Origin of the sequence: Streptomyces sp. NPDC048516, from assembly GCF_043199875.1 — a bacterium.
In the GTDB taxonomy this organism is placed as follows: Bacteria; Actinomycetota; Actinomycetes; order Streptomycetales; family Streptomycetaceae; genus Streptomyces.
The window spans coordinates 446,075-463,270 of record NZ_JBICWS010000005.1 but is presented as its reverse complement, the minus strand read 5'-3'; the positions used below and the strand labels follow the sequence as shown (position 1 = coordinate 463,270).

The window sequence follows — 17,196 nt, the reverse complement described above, 5'->3', positions numbered from 1 at the left end:
TCTCGGGTCGGGTCGCGGCGATGCTACGCAGCCACGCTCGGCCGGCCACTCGCGCGCCGATGCGTACATCGGCCGCCATGGCACCGGGCTCAGCTCCGTATACCTCGACGGTGCCGCGCACCGGCCGTCCGCACGGGCGGGTGGTTCGGTGGCGGGAGCCTTGGTCGTGCCCTGTCGGGTGCTCCGGCTCGTACGGGCCGCCACGCCGGGCCTGGGGCACGGCGGGGACGGGGCCGTCCTCACGGTTGCGGGTCAGCGCCGGATTTCCACCGGCTTCCCCCGATCGGGTACGGATGAAGTTGTCCCGCACACCTTAACCGGCGCCCGCCGGGCCACTCGCTCGCCCGTACGAACCGGCTCCGCGCCGGGGGAGGAGGGCCGGGAGCGTGCACGGGTCCGCCCCTGCCGCTGTCCCTGCCCCTGGGCCCGCCCCTGCCTGTCGCCCTGAGTCCGTCCCTGCCTTGCCCCTGAGCCAACCCCTGCCGGTCGCCCTGAGTCCGTCCCCGCCTTGCCCCTGAGCCCGTCCCTGCCTTGCCCCTGAGTTCGTCTTCCTCACACCGCCCGGTACCGCACCGGATCGGAGCCCGGCACCCGCTCCGCCTGTCCCTGTTTCACCAGGCGGCGCAGATGGGCCTCGGCCTCCGAGACCGCGATATTGCGGGAGGCGTAAGGGATCTGCTCCCAGGGGCGGTTCCATTCCATGGCCGTGGCGAGCTGCCAGGGGGTACGGGGTTCGCGGAGCAGCGCCCGCAGCCGGCGGAGCCGTTCCTCGTGGTGCGCGATGAGCTCGCGTACCCGACCGCCGGCGTCGGTGAAGGCGTGCTGGTGGGCGGGCAGCACCTCGGCGGGGGCCAGCCTGCCGACGCGTTCGAGGGAGTCGAGATAGTCGCCCAGGGGGTCGGGGGCGGTGGCCTCCTCCGTGCCCTCCGTGCCCTCCGTGCCCTCCGTGCCCTCCGTGCCCTCCGGGTCCTCGTACAGGCCGATGTGCGGGGTGATGCCGGGGAGGAGGTGGTCGCCGGAGAAGAGCCGGCCGAAGCCGCCGGCCCGCCCCGAAGGGTGCTCCTCCTCCAGGTGGAGGCAGACATGCCCCGGGGTGTGCCCGGGCGTCCAGAGGGCGCGCACCCGGCGCCCCGGCAGGTCGAGCAGGGCACCGGGGCTGATGTCGCGGTCCGGCAGCGCCGCACCCTGCCCGGGCAGCTTCCCGCCGCGGCCTTGGGCGCGCGCCTCCCGCAGCGGTGCCAGATGCTCGTCGGGAGCGCCCGCCGTCGCGAGCCTGGCGGTCAGGCGGTCGAGCCACCGGCCCGGTTCGGCCTCGCGGGTGCGGCGGACCACGGCGGCGTCCGCGGCATGCATCGCGATCCACGCGCCCGAGGCCTCCCGCACCTTGGCCGAGAGGCCGTGGTGGTCGGGGTGATGGTGGGTGATCAGGACGCCGTGGAGATCGGTGGGCGCGAAGCCGCAGGCGCTGATGCCGGCGACGAGCGTCTTCCAGGAGTCCGGGTCGTCCCAGCCGGTGTCGATGAGCACCGGTCCGCGGTCGGTCTCCAGGAGGTGGACGAGGGTGTGGCCGAGCGGGTTGTCCGGGATGGGCACGGCGATGCTCCACACCCCGCCCTTGTGGTCGGTCACCTGCGGCGTCATCCCGGTCCCCTCTCGGCGTGCCGTACACCCGGTACCCGGCCTCACTATAACTAGAACCCGTTTCAATGAGACGGGCCTGTGGCGCGCGGTGTCATGTCGTCACCTCACGAAGTGACCAGTGCTGACACGGAGGTTGGGATTCGGTCTCGCACCGTGGACTCCTCCCACTAGAACTGGTATCAGTTCCTGAAAGCGACCAGCACCCCCAGCACCCCCAGCACCCCCGGAACCGTCAGGGATCGTCGAACAGGCGGCCAACCCGCAGGAGGCGGCAGCGATGAGCGACCTCGTCGAGCACGGACAGCTCTACATAGGCGGTGAGTGGGCCGATCCGGCCGGCCAGGACGTGATCGAGGTCGTCTCGCCCCACACCGAACAGGTCATCGGCCGGGTGCCGCACGCCTCACGGGCCGATGTCGACCGTGCGGTGGCCGCGGCCCGTACGTCCTTCGAGTCCGGGGTGTGGGCGAACGCCCCGCTGGCGGACCGGATCGCGGTGGTGACCCGGATCAAGGACGCCTTCGCGGCCCGCAGCGAGGAGATCGCCAAGGTCATCAGCGCCGAGAACGGCACGCCTGTCACCTCCGGCGTCATGGTGCAGTCGCTGGCCGCGATGCTGGCGTGGGACGCGGCGCTGACGGTGGCCGGTGACTTCCCGTTCGAGGAGCGGCGGAGCGGGGTGCTGGGGCCGCTGCTGGTGCGGCGGGAGCCGGCCGGGGTGGTCGCTGCCGTCGTGCCCTGGAATGTCCCGCAGTTCACCGCCGCCGCCAAGCTCGCCCCGGCGCTGCTGGCCGGCTGCTCGGTGGTGCTGAAGGTGTCCCCGGAGACCCCGTTGGACGCCTACCTCCTCGCGCAGATCGCGACGGAGGCCGGGCTGCCGCGGGGCGTGCTGTCGATCCTGCCGGCGGACCGCGAGGTGAGCGAGTACCTGGTCGGGCACCCCGGCGTGGACAAGGTGTCGTTCACCGGATCGGTGGCGGCGGGCAAGCGGGTCATGGAGGTCGCGGCCCGGAACCTCAGCCGGGTCACGCTGGAGCTGGGCGGGAAGTCCGCGGCGGTGATCCTGCCGGACGCGGATCTGGACGCCGCGGTGGCCGGTATCGTGCCGTTCGCCTGGATGATCAACGGCCAGGCGTGTGTGGCCCAGACGCGGATCCTCGCCCCGCGCAGCCACTATGACGAGATCGCCGAACGGTTCACCGCGGCGGCGTCCGCGCTCACCGTCGGCGACCCGCTGGATCCGGCCACCGAACTCGGCCCGCTGGTCGCCCGCCGCCAGCAGCAGCGCTCGCTGGAGTACATCGAGCTCGGCCGGAAGGAGGGCGCCAAGGTCCTCACCGGCGGCGGCCGGCCCGAGGGGCAGCCGACGGGCTGGTACGTCGAGCCGACCCTCTTCGGCGAGGTCGCCAACTCCATGCGGATCGCCCGCGAGGAGATCTTCGGCCCGGTCATCTGCCTCCTCCCGTACGACGACGAAGCCGAGGCGGTACGGATCGCCAACGACTCCGACTACGGGCTCTCCGGCTCGGTGTGGACGGCCGACGTCGACCACGGCATCGACCTCGCGCGGCAGGTGCGCACCGGTACGTACTCGGTGAACACCTTCAGCATCGACATGCTCGGCCCGTTCGGCGGCTACAAGAACTCCGGCATCGGGCGGGAGTTCGGGCCCGAGGGCTTCGGTGCCTATCTGGAGCACAAGATGATCCATCTGCCGGCCGGTGCCTGATGGGGGACCGCTGGCAGGTGGAGGTGGACCGCGGCGTCTGCATCGGGTCCGGGATGTGCGCCGCCGCGGCGCCGGACGGCTTCCGGCTGGACTCGGCCCGGCAGTCGCACCCGGTGGAGCCGGAGACGGATGCCGGCGAGAGCGTGCTGGCGGCGGCCGAGGGGTGCCCCGTGGAGGCGATCACGCTGACCGTGGCCGGCAGCGGGGAGGCGGTCTTCCCGCCGGAGGAGTGAGCGGCCCGGGGCGCGGGGGAGGGGGAGAGGCGGCCCAGTAGGGGGCGGGGGCGGCGGTCCCGTAGGGGTGCGGAAGGCCCCCTACGGGCCAACTACCCAGGTGCGGAGCGGGGTTAACGCTCCGCGGCGGCGGGGCCGCTGGGTGCGCCGGGTGCGCTGGGTGCGTCGGGGGCGGTGAGGCCGATCAGCCGGCACACCGTTTCGATGTCTATTTTCACCTGGGCGATCGAGGCCCGTCCCGACAGCCAGGTGATCAGTGCCGAGTGCCAGGTGTGCTCGATGACCCGGACCGCGGAGAGCTGTTCGGGGGTGGGCGAGGTGGAGGGGCGCGCCAGCTCCTGCGAAGGGTGGTGGTGGGTGACGGGCGGGGCCATCGCGTCGAGGATGATCGCCGTGGTCAGCCGGGAGACGGTGTCGACCTCGGGGCTGACGGAACGGTCGGCGAAGGTCAGCGCGCGCACCATCGCGTCCGCGAGGTGCGGTTCGCGCTGCAGTGCGCGAAAGGCCCGCATCAGGGTCTGGGCGACCCGGGCGCCCGGGTCCTGCTCCGACGGCGGGCGCTTGCGCAGCGTTTCGTGCATGTGCTGGAGCTGGTCCTGCATGGTGGCGACCAGCAGATGCACCTTGGAGGGGAAGTAGCGGTAGAGGGTGCCGAGCGCGACCCCCGAGGACTCGGCGACCTCGCGCATCTGCACGGCGTCGAAGCCGCCACGGGACGCCAGTTTGGCGCTGGCGTGCAGGATGCGGCGGCGTCGCGCCTCCTGACGCTCGGTCAGGGGAGGACTCGCGGGAAGGGTCGGTCTGGCCGCCTTGGATTCCGTAGTCATATTTCCCATTCCGTGGCATTCCGTCCGCGATGCGGTGAGTGCCGGTGGTGTGCTCGGCACAGCATGGCAGGGGGGCGGGTGGTGGCGCGAATCACCTGGTGCGGCTCTTTTCGCCTCGTTCTCGGCCGGTAGATTCGAAGCTGGGTGAACTGATGAGTAGCCAATCAGTTCTGAAACTTGTTCTAGATTACCGCCAGCGGTTACGCTCCGGCGAAAGTCCAGTGAGAAGGGGGCCGAGCGTGACCGCAGAGGCCGTCCAGGCAGCCGCGCCTCGCCCCGCAGAGGCCTCCTCGGCCTCCGCCCCGTCGAACGGTGAGCATCCCCTGCGCATCGCGATGCTCACGTATAAGGGGAACCCGTTCTGCGGCGGCCAGGGTGTCTATGTACGCCACCTCTCGCGCGAACTGGCCCGCCTCGGCCACACCGTCGAGGTCATCGGCGCCCAGCCCTACCCCGTCCTGGACGAGGGGGTGCCCCTGACCGAGCTGCCCAGCCTGGACCTCTACCGCCAGCCGGACCCGTTCCGCACGCCGAAGCCGGGCGAGTACCGCGACTGGATCGACGCGCTCGAAGTCGGCACGATGTGGACCGGCGGCTTCCCCGAGCCGCTGACCTTCTCCCTGCGGGCCCGGCGTCATCTCGCCGCCCGCCGCGGCCAGTTCGACGTCGTCCACGACAACCAGACCCTCGGCTACGGCCTGCTCGGCGGCCCCGGCGCGCTCGGCGCCCCGCTGGTCACCACCATCCACCACCCCATCACCGTCGACCGGCGGCTCGATCTGGAGGCCGCCGGCGGCTGGAAGCGCCGCGCCTCCGTCCGCCGCTGGTACGGCTTCACCCGCATGCAAAAGCGGGTCGCCCGGCGGCTGCCGTCGGTCCTGACCGTCTCCGGCTCCTCCCGCCAGGAGATCGTCGACGACCTCGGGGTGTCCGCCGGCCGGATCCATGTGGTCCCCATCGGCGCCGACACCGACCTGTTCTCGCCAGATGCCTCGGTGGCCGAGGTACCGGGACGGATCGTCACCACCTCCAGCGCTGATGTGCCGCTCAAGGGCCTGATCCACCTGGTCGAGGCGCTGGCCAAGGTGCGTACCGAGAACCCCGACGCGCATCTGGTGGTCGTCGGCAAGCGCGCCGACGACGGGCCGGTCGCCGCCGCCATCGAACGGCTCGGGCTGTCCGGCGCCATCGAATTCGTCAAGGGCATCACCGACGGCGAACTCGTCGACCTGGTCCGCAGCGCCCAGATCGCCTGTGTCCCCTCCCTGTACGAGGGCTTCTCGCTGCCCGCGGCCGAAGCGATGGCCACCGGCACCCCGCTGCTGGCGACCACCGGCGGCGCGATCCCCGAGGTCGCCGGGCCGGACGGCGAGACCTGCCTGGCGGTGCCACCGGGCGACGCCGGTGCGCTGGCGGGCGGACTGCTGCGGCTGCTGGGCGATGAGACCCTGCGCCGGCGGCTCGGCGCGGCCGGCCGGGAACGGGTACTGGCCCGCTTCACCTGGCGCCAGGCCGCCCTCGGCACCGCCGAGCGCTACCGCGAGGCCATCGCCCTCCAGGGCGGCCGCGACGCCGCCCGTACCTCCTTGCGGGCCATGTCCGACAGGACCGCCAACGCCGCGCCCGCGCCGAGCACCGCCGGGCACGTCTAGCGCCCGGCCGGCCCCGCCCTCTTTCCGCAGCCACCACCGCCACCAACCGCCGGACGAAAGCAGAACGCCGTGCTGACCGTCGACTTTTCCCGTTTCCCGCTCGCTCCGGGCGACCGCGTGCTCGACCTGGGGTGCGGCGCCGGCCGGCATGCCTTCGAGTGCTACCGGCGCGGCGCGCGGGTCGTCGCCCTCGACCAGAACGGCGAGGAGATCCGCGAGGTCGCCAAGTGGTTCGCCGCGATGGAGGAGGCGGGCGAGGCCCCGGCGGGCGCCTCCGCCACCGCCATGGAAGGCGATGCGCTGAACCTGCCGTTCCCCGACGACAGCTTCGACGTCGTGATCATCTCCGAGGTCATGGAGCACATCCCGGACGACAAGGGCGTGCTCGCCGAGATGGTCCGGGTGCTGCGCCCCGGCGGCCGGATCGCCGTCACCGTCCCGCGCTACGGGCCCGAGAAGGTCTGCTGGACGCTCAGCGACGCTTACCACGAGGTCGAGGGCGGCCATATCCGCATCTACCGCGGCGACGAACTGCTCGGCAAGATGCGGGAGGCCGGACTGGAGCCGTACGGCACCCACCATGCGCACGGGCTGCACAGCCCCTACTGGTGGCTCAAGTGCGCCTTCGGGGTCGACAACGACAAGGCGCTGCCGGTGCAGGCGTACCACAAGCTGCTGGTCTGGGACATCATGAAGAAGCCGCTGGCCACCCGGCTCGCCGAGCGGGCGCTCAACCCCGTCATCGGCAAGAGCTTCGTCGTCTACGCGACCAAGCCGCACCTGCCGGAGACGGCTGCCGCCGAGCCCGCCGCCACCGCGGAGAGCGAGCCCGCCGAGCCCGCCGAGCCCGCCGCCCCGGCCGCCGAGGACGCGAAGCCGGCGCCCGCGTCTTCCGCCGCGGCCCGTAAGCCCGCCCGGAGCACCAAGTCCGGTGCCAAGTCCGGTGCCAAGTCCGCGGCCAAGAAGGCCACGGGCGCCGCGCCGGCCGCCACGTCCCCCGCCAAGAACTCCACCGGGGCCGCCAAGTGACAAGTCCCGGGCGTACCGAACGGCTGGTCCTGCCGGGGGTGCTCACCGCCGAAGAGGCGGCCCGCACGGTGGCCGGCATCGTGGCGGCCCAGCGGCCGGACGGCGCGATCCCCTGGTTCCGGGGCCACCACCTCGACCCGTGGGACCACACCGAGGCCGCCATGGCCCTGGACGCGGCCGGTGAACACGAGCGCGCCGAGGCGGCGTACGACTGGCTGGTACGGCATCAGAACCCGGACGGGTCCTGGTACGCGGCCTACGCCGACGGTGACGCCGAGGAGCCCACCGACCGCGGCCGGGAGACCAACTTCTGCGCCTATATCGCGGTCGGCGTCTGGCACCACTACCTCTCCACCGGCGACGAGACCTTCCTCGACCGCATGTGGCCCGCGGTCCACTCGGCGATCCGGTACGTCCTGGAGCTCCAGCAGCCCGGCGGCGAGATCGGCTGGAAGCGCGAGGACGACGGCACCCCCGTGAACGACGCGCTGCTGACCGGCTCGTCCTCCATCTACCAGGCGCTGCGCTGCGCGCTCGCCCTCGCCGACCAGCGCGAGGAGCCGCAGCCCGACTGGGAACTGGCGGTCGGCAGCCTCGGCCACGCGATACGCAGCCACCCCGAGCGGTTCCTCAACAAGGCCCGCTACTCCATGGACTGGTACTACCCGATCCTGGGCGGAGCGGTGCGTGGTGCGGCGGCCAGGGAGCGCGTCGACGCGGAGTGGGAGCGCTTCGTCGTGCCCGGTCTGGGCGTGCGCTGTGTGCTGCCCAATCCCTGGGTCACCGGCGGGGAGAGCGCGGAACTGGCGCTCGCGCTGTGGGCGATGGGGGAGTCCGACCGGGCCGTGCAGATCCTCAAGTGGATCCAGCACCTCCGTGCCGAGGACGGCATGTACTGGACCGGCTACGTCTTCGACGACGACGCGATCTGGCCCCGCGAACTCACCTCCTGGACAGCCGGTTCGGTGCTGCTCGCGGTGGCCGCCCTGGGCGGCGACGAGGCCACCACGTCGGTCTTCGGTGGCGAGTGGCTGCCGACGGGACTCGATCCGGACTGCTGCCGCCCGGAGGCCGGTTAGCGGCGGGCCGCGGCCGGCGGGGCGCCCGGAAAGCAGAGGACGAGCCGGGGCGGGCGCACTACTGTGCGACGCATGACACTCCAAGGCTCCCTCACCCACGAGGAATACTGCGCCCGACTCCTCGCCGAGACCGAGGCGTTCCGGGAGATCGTACGGAGCGCCGATCTCTCGGCGACCGTGCCGACCTGCCCCGACTGGACACTGGCCGACCTCGCCCGGCATGTGGGCGGTGCGCACCGCTGGACCGGCACGATCGTCGCCACCCGTGCTGCGGAGAGCGTCGACCCCACGGACGTCCCCGGGGGCGCCGGACCGGAGGGCGAGGACGCGGCGGCGCTCGACGCCTGGCTGGCGGCGGGCGTCGAGCAGACCGTCGCCGCGCTGCGGGAGGCCGGCCCCGACACGGAGGTCTGGAGCTGGACCACGGCACGGAACACGGGCTTCTGGGCCCGCCGGATGGCCCATGAGACGGTCATTCACCGGGCCGACGCCGCACTGACCGCCGGTGTCCCCTTCGACGTCCCCGCGCCGGTCGCCGCGGACTGTCTGGAGGAGTGGCTGCAGATCAGCGAACTGCCGATGGTGCTGGCCCGCTTCGCCGAGCGCGGGGGAAACCTGCTCGGCCCCGGCCGGACGATCCACGTCCACGCCACCGACGCCCCGCCCGGGCTGGACGCCGAGTGGCTGCTCGACCTCACGGGAACGGTGCCCACCCACCGCCGCACCCACGAGAAGGCGGCGGTCGCGCTGCGCGGCCCCCTCACCGATGTGCTCCAGGTCCTCTACCGCCGGCTGCCCGCCGACAGCGACCGGGTCGAGGTGCTGGGTGAGCGCGCCCTGCTCGACCAGTGGCTGGAGTGGGCGACCTTCGGGTGAGCGGCCCGCCGCGGTCAGGAGTTCAGTTCGGCCAGTACTCGTAGCGTGTGCGGGTCCGGGGCGGTGACCAGCAGGTCGGTGACCGGGCCCGCCCGCCACAACTCCAGCCGCTCGGCGATCCGTTCCCGCGGGCCGACCAGGGAGATCTCGTCGGCGAAGGCGTCCGGAACGGCGTGGACGGCCTCCTCCTTGCGGCCATCGAGGAAGAGCCGCTGCACCCGCCGGGCCTCCTCCTCGAACCCCATCCGCGCCATCAGATCGGCGTGGAAGTTCTTGGCGGCATGGCCCATCCCGCCGATGTAGAAACCGAGCATGGCCTTGACCGGCAGCAGCCCCTCGGCGATGTCGTCACAGACCACGGCGCGGGCCATGGGCGCGATGAGAAACCCGTCCGGGGCATCCGCCAGCGACGCCCGGTAGACCTCGGGGCGCTGCGGTGACCAGTACAGCGGGAGCCAGCCGTCCGCGATCCGGGTGGTCTGGGCGATGTTCTTGGGGCCCTCGGCGCCGAGGAGGAGCGGAATGTCCGCCCGCAGCGGATGGGTGATGGGCTTGAGCGGCTTGCCGAGGCCGGTGCCGTCCGCGCCGTGGTAGGGGTGCGGGTGGAAGAGCCCTTCCGAGGCCACCGGCCCCTCGCGGCGCAGGACCTGGCGGATCACGTCCACATATTCGCGGGTGGCGGTCAGCGGGCTCTTGGGGAAGGGCCGCCCGTACCACCCCTCGACGACCTGCGGTCCGGACAGGCCCAGGCCCAGCAGCAGGCGCCCGCCGGAGAGATGGTCGAGGGTCAGGGCGTGCATCGCGGTGGCGGTGGGGGTGCGGGCCGCCATCTGCGCGATACCGGTGCCCAGTTTGATGCCCGAGGTGTGGGCGGCGATCCAGGTGAGCGCCGTGAAGGCATCCGACCCCCAGGCCTCCGCCGTCCACACCGAGGCATACCCCAGCCGCTCGGCCTCGCGGGCGAGTTCGAGGTGCCGGGGGTCGGGGCCGCGGCCCCAGTAGCCCAGTGCCAGCCCCAGTCGCATGCCGATCGCCCCTCCCGGACGCGGTGACCGCACCGTGCTGACGGCGACTCGTGCTGACGGTGTCCCGTGCTGACGGTGTCCCGTGCTGACGGTGTCCCGTGCCGGCGATGTCCTGTGTCGACGGTGACGTTCCTGCTGACGGTGTGTCAGGTGTGGTGCGTCCGGTGACTGTACGGCCCGGTCGCGGACATGGCAACGGCCCCCCGCCCGCGAGGGCGAGGGGCCGCGAGGTGCGAGGCCGCGAAAGGACCGCTGGGTGTCCGGTGTCAGCCGCGCTGGATACCGGTGGTGTCCTGCAGCACGCCGCGACGGCCGTCCTGGGTCTGGGCGATCAGGGCCTGGCCGCGCTGCTCCACCGCGAGGTACCAGGTGCCGGGCGCCAGTTCGGCGATCGGCGCCGGCGAACCGTCCTCGCCGTACAGCGGGCGGGCGACGGGCACCGCGAACCAGAACGGCGCGAAGTCCGTGGGGGCGCCGGCCGCGGGGGCGGCGGCTGCCGCGTGGCCGCCGGCCGTGGCGTCGGCCGGTGCGTGCTGGCCGTAGGGCTGGCCGGGCTGGGGCTGCTGCTGGCCGCCCGGGTAGCCGTAGCCGTGGCCCGCCTGCTGCTGGGCGCCGGGGTAGCCGTAACCCGGGTTGGGACCGGCCCCGTAGGGGGCGGGCTGCGGCTTGGGGGCGCCGACCAGCGCGACCTTGAGCGCCGGGACGAGCGGGCCGGCGACGGCGCCACCGGCCAGGATCAGGGCGGCGATCAGGCCGAGGATCAGGCCCGCCCCGCCGCCGGCGGCGGAGATGATGGTCCACAGCGCCGTCCAGGCCGCGAAGACGGTGAGGGCGACACCGAACTGGCCGACATCGAGGCCGGCGACCTTGCGCTGCTGCGACTGCGGCAGCGTCCGGCCGAGGATGATGATCGCCGCACCGATCACTCCGGCCAGGTACACGCTCATGAGGAGGCCCAGCGACTGCCAGGCGTTGATGCCCGAGGAGGCCTGGGCTTCGCAGTACTTGGCGAGTGCGCCGGCGCCGGAGCAGTCCGGGGCGCTGGTGAGATCGAGGAACGAGGCGATGAACAGCAACACCGCTGCTCCGATCACCACGCCGTCGCCTCGAGTGAGGGAGCGGATGTTCACGTAAGGGTCCTTTGTCGGTTTCGTGGGTCCGGTCGTCGCTGTCGCGGTGCGCAGTGCGAGGCACGGCGGTGGCCACCCATCGTAAAGGGGAACCCGGCGGCGAATCCTGCGGGCTGCCTTGTTCGTTTCCCCGCACTTCGGCACGGCGTACCGGATCCGGTATCGGAGGGGTTTCGGGCGCGGGCCGGCGGCCGGGTCAGTGCGTCAAGAAGTCCGTAATGCCCTCGGTGATCCCACGGGCCGCTTTTTGCCGCCACTTGGCGTCGGTCAATTGCGCGGCGTCCTCGGGGTCGCGCATATTGCCGCATTCGATGAAGACCTTCGGCACCGTGGAGAGGTTGAGGCCGCCGAGATCGGAGCGCACGTCGAGCCCGGTGCCGTGACCGATGTAATTGGAGGGCGCGCTTCCGGTGACCGCGCGGAACCGGCCGGCCAGCCGTTCGCCCAGTTTTCGCGAGGGCGCCACGATCGGGGCGGTGGCGGCCGGACGGGCCGTCACGCGGGCGGGGAGGATGACGTGGAAGCCACGGTTGCCGGCGCCCGAGCCATCGGCGTGGATCGAGAGCGCGGCATCGGCGTGCTGCTCGTTCCCGATACCGGCGCGCTCGTCCACGCACGGCCCGTACGGGCGGTCGCCGTCCTGGGTGAACACGACCTTGGCGCCCGCGTGCCGCAGGAGGGTGCGGGCGCGGCGGGCGACGTCGAGGGTGAAGGACGCCTCGGCGTAACCGTCGTTGGTGGAGGTGCCGGTGGTGTCGCACTCCTTGCGGCCGTTGCCGATGTCCACCTGGCGGGCTATGTCCCGGCCGTGCTCGCCGTTGTGCGGATTGTGGCCGGGATCGATCACCACGACCTTGCCCTTGAGACTGCCGCGCGGGCCGCCCTTGCCGGAGCCGTGGCCGGAGCCGGAGCCGTGGCCCGTGGAGCCCGGTCCGCTGTCCTTGCCGCCCGGGTCCTGGCTGCCGCCGCCTGCCGTGCCGCCGGTCCCGTGCCCCGACGGCCGGCTCGGTGCGGGCTGCCCGGCCCACGGGAGCCCGGCGCCGTCCTCCGACGACCGCCAGACCAGCCAGCCGCCCCCCAGGCCGGCGGCCACCACGGCGGCCAGTACGGCAAGGAGGGCGCCGCGCAGGCGGCGGTGCGGAGAAGGAGTACTGCCGTTCGACACGTCGGCGATCGTAGCCCGCTCAGATGCCGGCCCCGGTACGCCGCAGTACGTGCAGCGACCGGTGGGCCGATATCTCGGTGAAGGCGCCGGACTCCAGGGCCCTGCGGTAGATGCGGTACGGGGCCTGGCCGCCGTCCGCCGGATCCGCGAACACATCGTGGATCACCAGCAGCCCGCCGGGCGCGACATGCGGTGCCCAGCCCTCGTAGTCGGCGGTGGCGTGCTCGTCGGTGTGCCCGCCGTCGATGAAGACCAGGCCCACCGGCGCCTGCCAGACGGCCGCGGCCTGCGGGGAGCGGCCCACCAGGGCGATCACCTGGTCCTCCAGGCCCGCGGCGTGCAGGGTGCGGCGGAAGGTGGGCAGGGTGTCCATCCGGCCGACCTCGGGGTCGACGACGGTCGGGTCGTGGTACTCCCAGCCGGGCTGCTGCTCCTCGCTGCCCCGGTGGTGGTCGACGGTGACGGCCATGACACCGGCGGCGCGGGCGGCGTCCGCGAGCAGGATCGTGGACCGGCCGCAGTAGGTGCCGACCTCCACCAGCGGCAGCCCGAGCGCCGCCGCCTCCGCCGCCGCCGCGTACAGCGCAAGGCCCTCGTCCACGGGCATGAAGCCCTTCGCCGCCTCGAACGCGGCGAGGATTTCCGGCTGCGGAGCGGTCGGAGCCGTGGGAGCGGACATGGGCTGCCTCCTGATGGTGCGGTCAGGGCCTCATGGTGCCGTACGGGTCGGGACGCGCGAGGCGCGGGTCTCCCTTACGGCTGCCCTTCCGGTCGTCCTTCCGGTTGTCCTTCCGGTTGTCCTTCGGGTCACCCTTCCGGTCACCCTTCCGGGCATTCGGATATCGGAACGGGGTTCCTCTTTCCGTGCGTCGGGGGGCCTGGCTGTTCGTGAGCTGTTCGTGGGCTGTTCCTGTCGGTTCCGGCCGGATCTCCGCCGGTTTCCTGGCCGTTCCCGGCGGTTTTATCGTCGGCCGTTTCCCTGATGCCCGAAAGCGGCGAATGCGCGACGGAGAAGCGATGCGGAGGGAATGACGGCCCGCGTCATCCTGCGAAGACGCGTACCGGAATTCGCCGGACCGTTTCATGCTCGCCTCCCTGTCGTTCCCTGAGGAATCCCGGTGGGGCATGTGGGGGCATGTGGGGGCCGGCGCGGGCAGGCGAGGGCCGTGGGGGCCGGTGGGGGGCTGCCCCTGGGGAATCCCGGACGGCCCCCGGCGGGGCGGACCGTCTGCTCGGCGCCGACCGGTGCACCCGGGCAGGGTCCGGCAGGGTCGCGGCAGCGGTCAGTGCTTCCGGTGCGCCGGGCAGGGCCGCCCGTGTGCGGCGGGCCGGGACGCAGACGTGTGCCTCCACCGTGGCTTACCGTCCGCCGGCCTCCACGACGCTATCCGCCCTGGCCGGGACCTCCCAGACGGGCGGCCAGGCGTTCCTTGGCCGCAGGCCACTCCTCGGCAAGAATCGAGAAGTACACCGTGTCGCGCCAGGTGCCGTCCGGCCGTCGGCGATGGCGGCGCAGGACTCCTTCGCGGCGTGCCCCGAGACGCGCGATGGCCGCCTGCGAGCGGTGATTGAGGTGATCGGTCTTCAACTGCACGCGCCCCATGCCCAGGTCTTCGAAGGCATGGGTGAGCAGGAGCAGCTTCGACTCGGTATTGACCGCGGTGCGCCAGCACGCACGCCCGTACCACGTCGAGCCGATCTCCACCCGTTCGTTGGCCACGTCGATGTCCAAGTACGTGGTCCAGCCGACGGCCTGGTCGCTCGCACGGTGAATGACCGCGAAGGGAACGTACTCACCCCGCCCGGCGCCCTCCAGCAGTACGGCGAGCTTGTCGCCCAGCTCCTCCTGAGTCTGCGGCGCCGGCCCGCCCTGCCACCGCCACACCTCCTCGTCGCGGCCTCCTGCCGCGAACAGCTCGCCCAGATGCCACGTCGTCAGGGGCTCCAGGCGCACGTGCCGGCCAGCGAGGACGATGGGCAGCGGGGACCGGGCAGTCATGACGCAGAAGCTATCCGGGCGTCGCACTAGGGGCAAGTGAATTCTGAACTAGTGCAATTGCCCGTCTCTGCGGGGAACGCAGGCGCCCCTGCGATGAGTTGACCCAGTAGGCCGGCTGGGATGCTCCGGCCGTCGGTGCCGGGGCTCCAGGGAGGGGGCGCGGCTCAGCGGTGTGGTGCGCGCAGGCGGGCGCGGGCCCCGTTCGGAAGGCCTGACCGGCTACGGGGCTGTCCCGCGCCGCTCGACCCAACCCCGCCCCGCTCGACCCAACCCGCCCCGCTCCACCCAACCCCGCCCCGCTCTGCGCAACGCCGCCCGCGCCGCCCGCGCCGCGCAACCCTGCCCCGATCCGCACACCCGCCCCGCCCTGCTCCACTCGCGCCATTTCTGACCTTCCGTCAAAATGAAACGTGTTCTAGTCTGTGTCGTATGGGCATCGGAATCACTGCAGAGCACCGTGATCTTGCCAAGGCAGCGGGGGGCTGGGCGGCGCGGGCCGTGCCGCCCGAAGAGGTGCGCAAGCTGCTCGACACCTCACCCGGACCGCAGGGGCGACCCGCTTACTGGGACCAGCTCGCAGCCCAGGGGCTGCTGGGGCTGCACCTCCCCGAGGCCGACGGCGGCGGTGGCGGTGAACTGCTCGACCTCGCCGTCGTGCTGGAGGAAATGGGCCGCGCCGCGCTCCCCGGGCCGTACCTGCCCACCACCCTCGCCGCCGAGCTGCTGCACCGCGGCGGGGGCCACCGGCCCCTGGTACGGGCCCTGGCCGAAGGGGAGCGCATCGCCGCCGTCGCCCTGGGGCCCGGCTCCCTCACCGCCACGGCGCACGCCGGAGGCTACGTCCTGGACGGCACCGCGCCCCCGGTCCTGGCCGGTGCCGATGCGGATCTGCTGGTGCTGGCCGCGCGGACCGCCACGGACACCGTCTGGCTCGCCGTCGACGCCGGGACACTGTCCGTGCGCGTCCAGGAGAGCGCCGATCCGACCCGGCCGACCGCCGAGGTGAGCGCGGACGCCGTGCCGGTGCCCGGCGACCGGCTGCTGGCCATCGACGGCGACCTCGTCCGCGACGCCGCCGGGGTGCTGTTCGCCGCCGAGAGCTGCGGAACGGCCGCATGGTCGCTGCACACCGCCGCGGAATACGCCAAGGTACGCGAGCAGTTCGGCCGTCCGATCGGCCAGTTCCAGGCGGTCAAACACCTCTGTGCCGACATGCTCGTCCGCTGCGAGCAGGCCCGCGCCCTGGTCTGGGACGCGGCCCGCGCGCTGCACGAGCCGCCCGCGGTCCGCGCACTGGTCGCGGCGCTGGCCACCGCGACCGCTCTGGACGCCTCCTTCAGCTGCGCCAAGGACTGCATCCAGGTGCTCGGCGGCATCGGCTTCACCTGGGAACACGACGCCCATCTCCATCTGCGGCGGGCGACCGTGGCCCGCCAGCTGCTCGGCAGCGGCGACACCCACCGGCTGCGCGCCGCCCGCCACGGCGTTGACGGTGCCCGGCGCGCGCTGCACCTCGAACTCCCCGCCGCCGCCCAGGAGTACCGGTCCGCGGCCCGCGCCGTCATCGACGGCGTACGCGGCCTCGACCCCGCGGCCGTACGGCGCGCACTCGCCCCCGCCGGCTATGCCGCGCCGCACCTCCCCAGGCCCTACGGACTGGGCGCGGGCCCCGTACAGCAACTGGCGATCCAGCAGGAGTGTGCCGCCGCCGGCGTCCGCATCAGCGATCTGGGCATCGCGACCTGGGTGGTCCCCTCGCTGATCGCCCACGGCACCCAGGAGCAGCAGGAGCGCTATCTGCTGCCGTCGCTGCGCGGTGATCTGCTGTGGTGCCAGCTGTTCTCCGAGCCCGAGGCCGGCTCGGACCTGGCCTCCCTGCGCACCCGCGCCGAGCGGACGGACGACGGCGGCTGGCGGATCAACGGTCAGAAGGTGTGGACCTCGGCCGCCCAGGGGGCGAGCCACGGCATCCTGCTGGCCCGCACCGACCCGGAGGCCCCCAAGCGCAAGGGGCTGACTTTCTTCGTCGTCGAGATGAAGACGCCCGGCATCGGCGTCCGCCCGCTGAAGGAGATCACCGGCGACTCCCTCTTCAACGAGGTCTACTTCGACGATGTGCGGCTGCCGGCCGACGCGGTGGTCGGCGAGGTCGACGAAGGCTGGAAGGTGGCCCGTACCACCCTGGACAACGAACGCATCCACATGGCCGACCAGGTGACCTTCGGCACCGGCCTGGAGGCGCTGCTCGACCGCGCCGCGGGGCTGGACGCGGCGGTGCGGGTGAAGGTGGGCGCGCTGGCCGCCGAGGCGCACGCCCTGGGCTGCATCGGGCTGCGCACCACGCTCCAGCAGGTATCGGGCCTGGAGCCGGGGGCGGGCGCCAGCATCCGCAAGCTGGTGCAGACCCCGCACCAGCAGAGGGTCGCCGAGCTGGCGCTGGAACTGCTCGGACCGGACGGCGCGGTGCGGGAAGGGGCCGGCGGACGGGCGCTGCACGGCTTTTTGATGTCGCGCTGTCTGACCATCGCCGGCGGCACCACCCAGGTGCAGCTGAACGTCGTCGCGGAGCGGCTGCTCGGCCTGCCCCGGGACCCGGAGCCCCGCCCGCTGATCTGAACCCCGCTGGTCTGAACCCCGCTGGTGTGAACCCCGCTGGTCTGACCCCCGCTGATCTGCCCCCCTTGCGTGACTCCCCGCAGCTGCCTCCCTGGCGCAGTCCCTGAGTCAGCCCCTGATCTGCCCTCCGATCCGGCCCCCTTGGTCCGAAGCCCCTGATCTGAATGCCCTGATCTGAATGCCCTGATCCGATCT

14 protein-coding genes and 1 riboswitch are annotated in these 17,196 nt (G+C 72.7%); of the genes, 7 read left to right on the top strand and 7 right to left on the bottom strand.

What is annotated here, in order from left to right; all coding sequences use genetic code 11:
- Positions 1 to 176 precede the first annotated feature (176 nt).
- Positions 177 to 280, bottom strand: a riboswitch (cobalamin riboswitch).
- A 272-nt stretch (positions 281 to 552) separates the two neighbouring features.
- A complete protein-coding gene (locus ACGFR7_RS13715) occupies positions 553 to 1,641 on the bottom strand; it encodes an MBL fold metallo-hydrolase (RefSeq protein WP_393317543.1) in 1,089 nt (362 codons plus the stop codon).
- A 277-nt stretch (positions 1,642 to 1,918) separates the two neighbouring features.
- Between ACGFR7_RS13715 and ACGFR7_RS13710 the strand changes: the two genes are divergently transcribed.
- Positions 1,919 to 3,370, top strand: a complete 1,452-nt coding sequence (locus ACGFR7_RS13710) for an aldehyde dehydrogenase (protein ID WP_393317540.1) — start codon at positions 1,919 to 1,921, stop codon at positions 3,368 to 3,370.
- Complete coding sequence (locus ACGFR7_RS13705; RefSeq protein ID WP_393317537.1) at positions 3,370 to 3,603, top strand: ferredoxin; 234 nt, start codon at positions 3,370 to 3,372, stop codon at positions 3,601 to 3,603. Before ACGFR7_RS13710 ends, ACGFR7_RS13705 begins: the two co-directional genes overlap by 1 nt.
- A gap of 113 nt (positions 3,604 to 3,716) precedes the next feature.
- On the opposite strand, the gene ACGFR7_RS13700 is transcribed toward ACGFR7_RS13705, so the two are convergent.
- A complete protein-coding gene (locus ACGFR7_RS13700; protein WP_393317534.1) occupies positions 3,717 to 4,430 on the bottom strand; it encodes a TetR family transcriptional regulator in 714 nt (237 codons plus the stop codon).
- Between the two features lie 239 nt (positions 4,431 to 4,669).
- On the opposite strand from ACGFR7_RS13700, the gene ACGFR7_RS13695 reads away from it, so the two are divergent.
- From ACGFR7_RS13695 to ACGFR7_RS13680, 4 genes are all read left to right on the top strand, one after another.
- Positions 4,670 to 6,082, top strand: a complete 1,413-nt coding sequence (locus tag ACGFR7_RS13695) for a glycosyltransferase family 4 protein (RefSeq protein ID WP_393317531.1) — start codon at positions 4,670 to 4,672, stop codon at positions 6,080 to 6,082.
- Positions 6,083 to 6,151: 69 nt separating this feature from the next.
- The gene (locus ACGFR7_RS13690) at positions 6,152 to 7,111 is read left to right on the top strand and encodes a class I SAM-dependent methyltransferase (protein WP_393317528.1); all 960 of its coding nucleotides are present in this window, start codon (positions 6,152 to 6,154) and stop codon (positions 7,109 to 7,111) included.
- A complete protein-coding gene (locus tag ACGFR7_RS13685) occupies positions 7,108 to 8,190 on the top strand; it encodes a prenyltransferase/squalene oxidase repeat-containing protein (RefSeq protein WP_393317525.1) in 1,083 nt (360 codons plus the stop codon). The genes ACGFR7_RS13690 and ACGFR7_RS13685 overlap by 4 nt, the downstream gene beginning before the upstream one ends.
- Positions 8,191 to 8,262: 72 nt before the next feature.
- The gene (locus ACGFR7_RS13680; RefSeq protein WP_393317522.1) at positions 8,263 to 9,066 is read left to right on the top strand and encodes a maleylpyruvate isomerase family mycothiol-dependent enzyme; all 804 of its coding nucleotides are present in this window, start codon (positions 8,263 to 8,265) and stop codon (positions 9,064 to 9,066) included.
- A gap of 14 nt (positions 9,067 to 9,080) precedes the next feature.
- Here ACGFR7_RS13680 and ACGFR7_RS13675 read toward each other — a convergent pair whose 3' ends face one another.
- From ACGFR7_RS13675 to ACGFR7_RS13655, 5 genes are all read right to left on the bottom strand, one after another.
- Complete coding sequence (locus ACGFR7_RS13675; RefSeq protein WP_393317519.1) at positions 9,081 to 10,091, bottom strand: LLM class F420-dependent oxidoreductase; 1,011 nt, start codon at positions 10,089 to 10,091, stop codon at positions 9,081 to 9,083.
- A 266-nt stretch (positions 10,092 to 10,357) separates the two neighbouring features.
- The gene (locus tag ACGFR7_RS13670; RefSeq protein ID WP_393317516.1) at positions 10,358 to 11,221 is read right to left on the bottom strand and encodes a hypothetical protein; all 864 of its coding nucleotides are present in this window, start codon (positions 11,219 to 11,221) and stop codon (positions 10,358 to 10,360) included.
- Positions 11,222 to 11,417: 196 nt separating this feature from the next.
- A complete protein-coding gene (locus ACGFR7_RS13665) occupies positions 11,418 to 12,386 on the bottom strand; it encodes an N-acetylmuramoyl-L-alanine amidase (RefSeq protein ID WP_393317514.1) in 969 nt (322 codons plus the stop codon).
- A gap of 19 nt (positions 12,387 to 12,405) precedes the next feature.
- Positions 12,406 to 13,065: a class I SAM-dependent methyltransferase gene (locus ACGFR7_RS13660; protein WP_393317512.1), complete on the bottom strand. Its 660-nt coding sequence runs from the start codon at positions 13,063 to 13,065 to the stop codon at positions 12,406 to 12,408.
- A 705-nt stretch (positions 13,066 to 13,770) separates the two neighbouring features.
- Positions 13,771 to 14,385 (bottom strand): GNAT family N-acetyltransferase, encoded by a 615-nt coding sequence (locus ACGFR7_RS13655; protein ID WP_393317510.1) that lies wholly within the window; start codon positions 14,383 to 14,385, stop codon positions 13,771 to 13,773.
- 429 nt (positions 14,386 to 14,814) lie between these two features.
- Between ACGFR7_RS13655 and ACGFR7_RS13650 the strand changes: the two genes are divergently transcribed.
- Positions 14,815 to 17,001 carry an acyl-CoA dehydrogenase gene (locus tag ACGFR7_RS13650; protein WP_393317507.1) on the top strand — a complete coding sequence of 729 codons (2,187 nt, stop codon included), beginning with the start codon at positions 14,815 to 14,817 and terminating at the stop codon, positions 16,999 to 17,001.
- Positions 17,002 to 17,196: the final 195 nt, after the last annotated feature.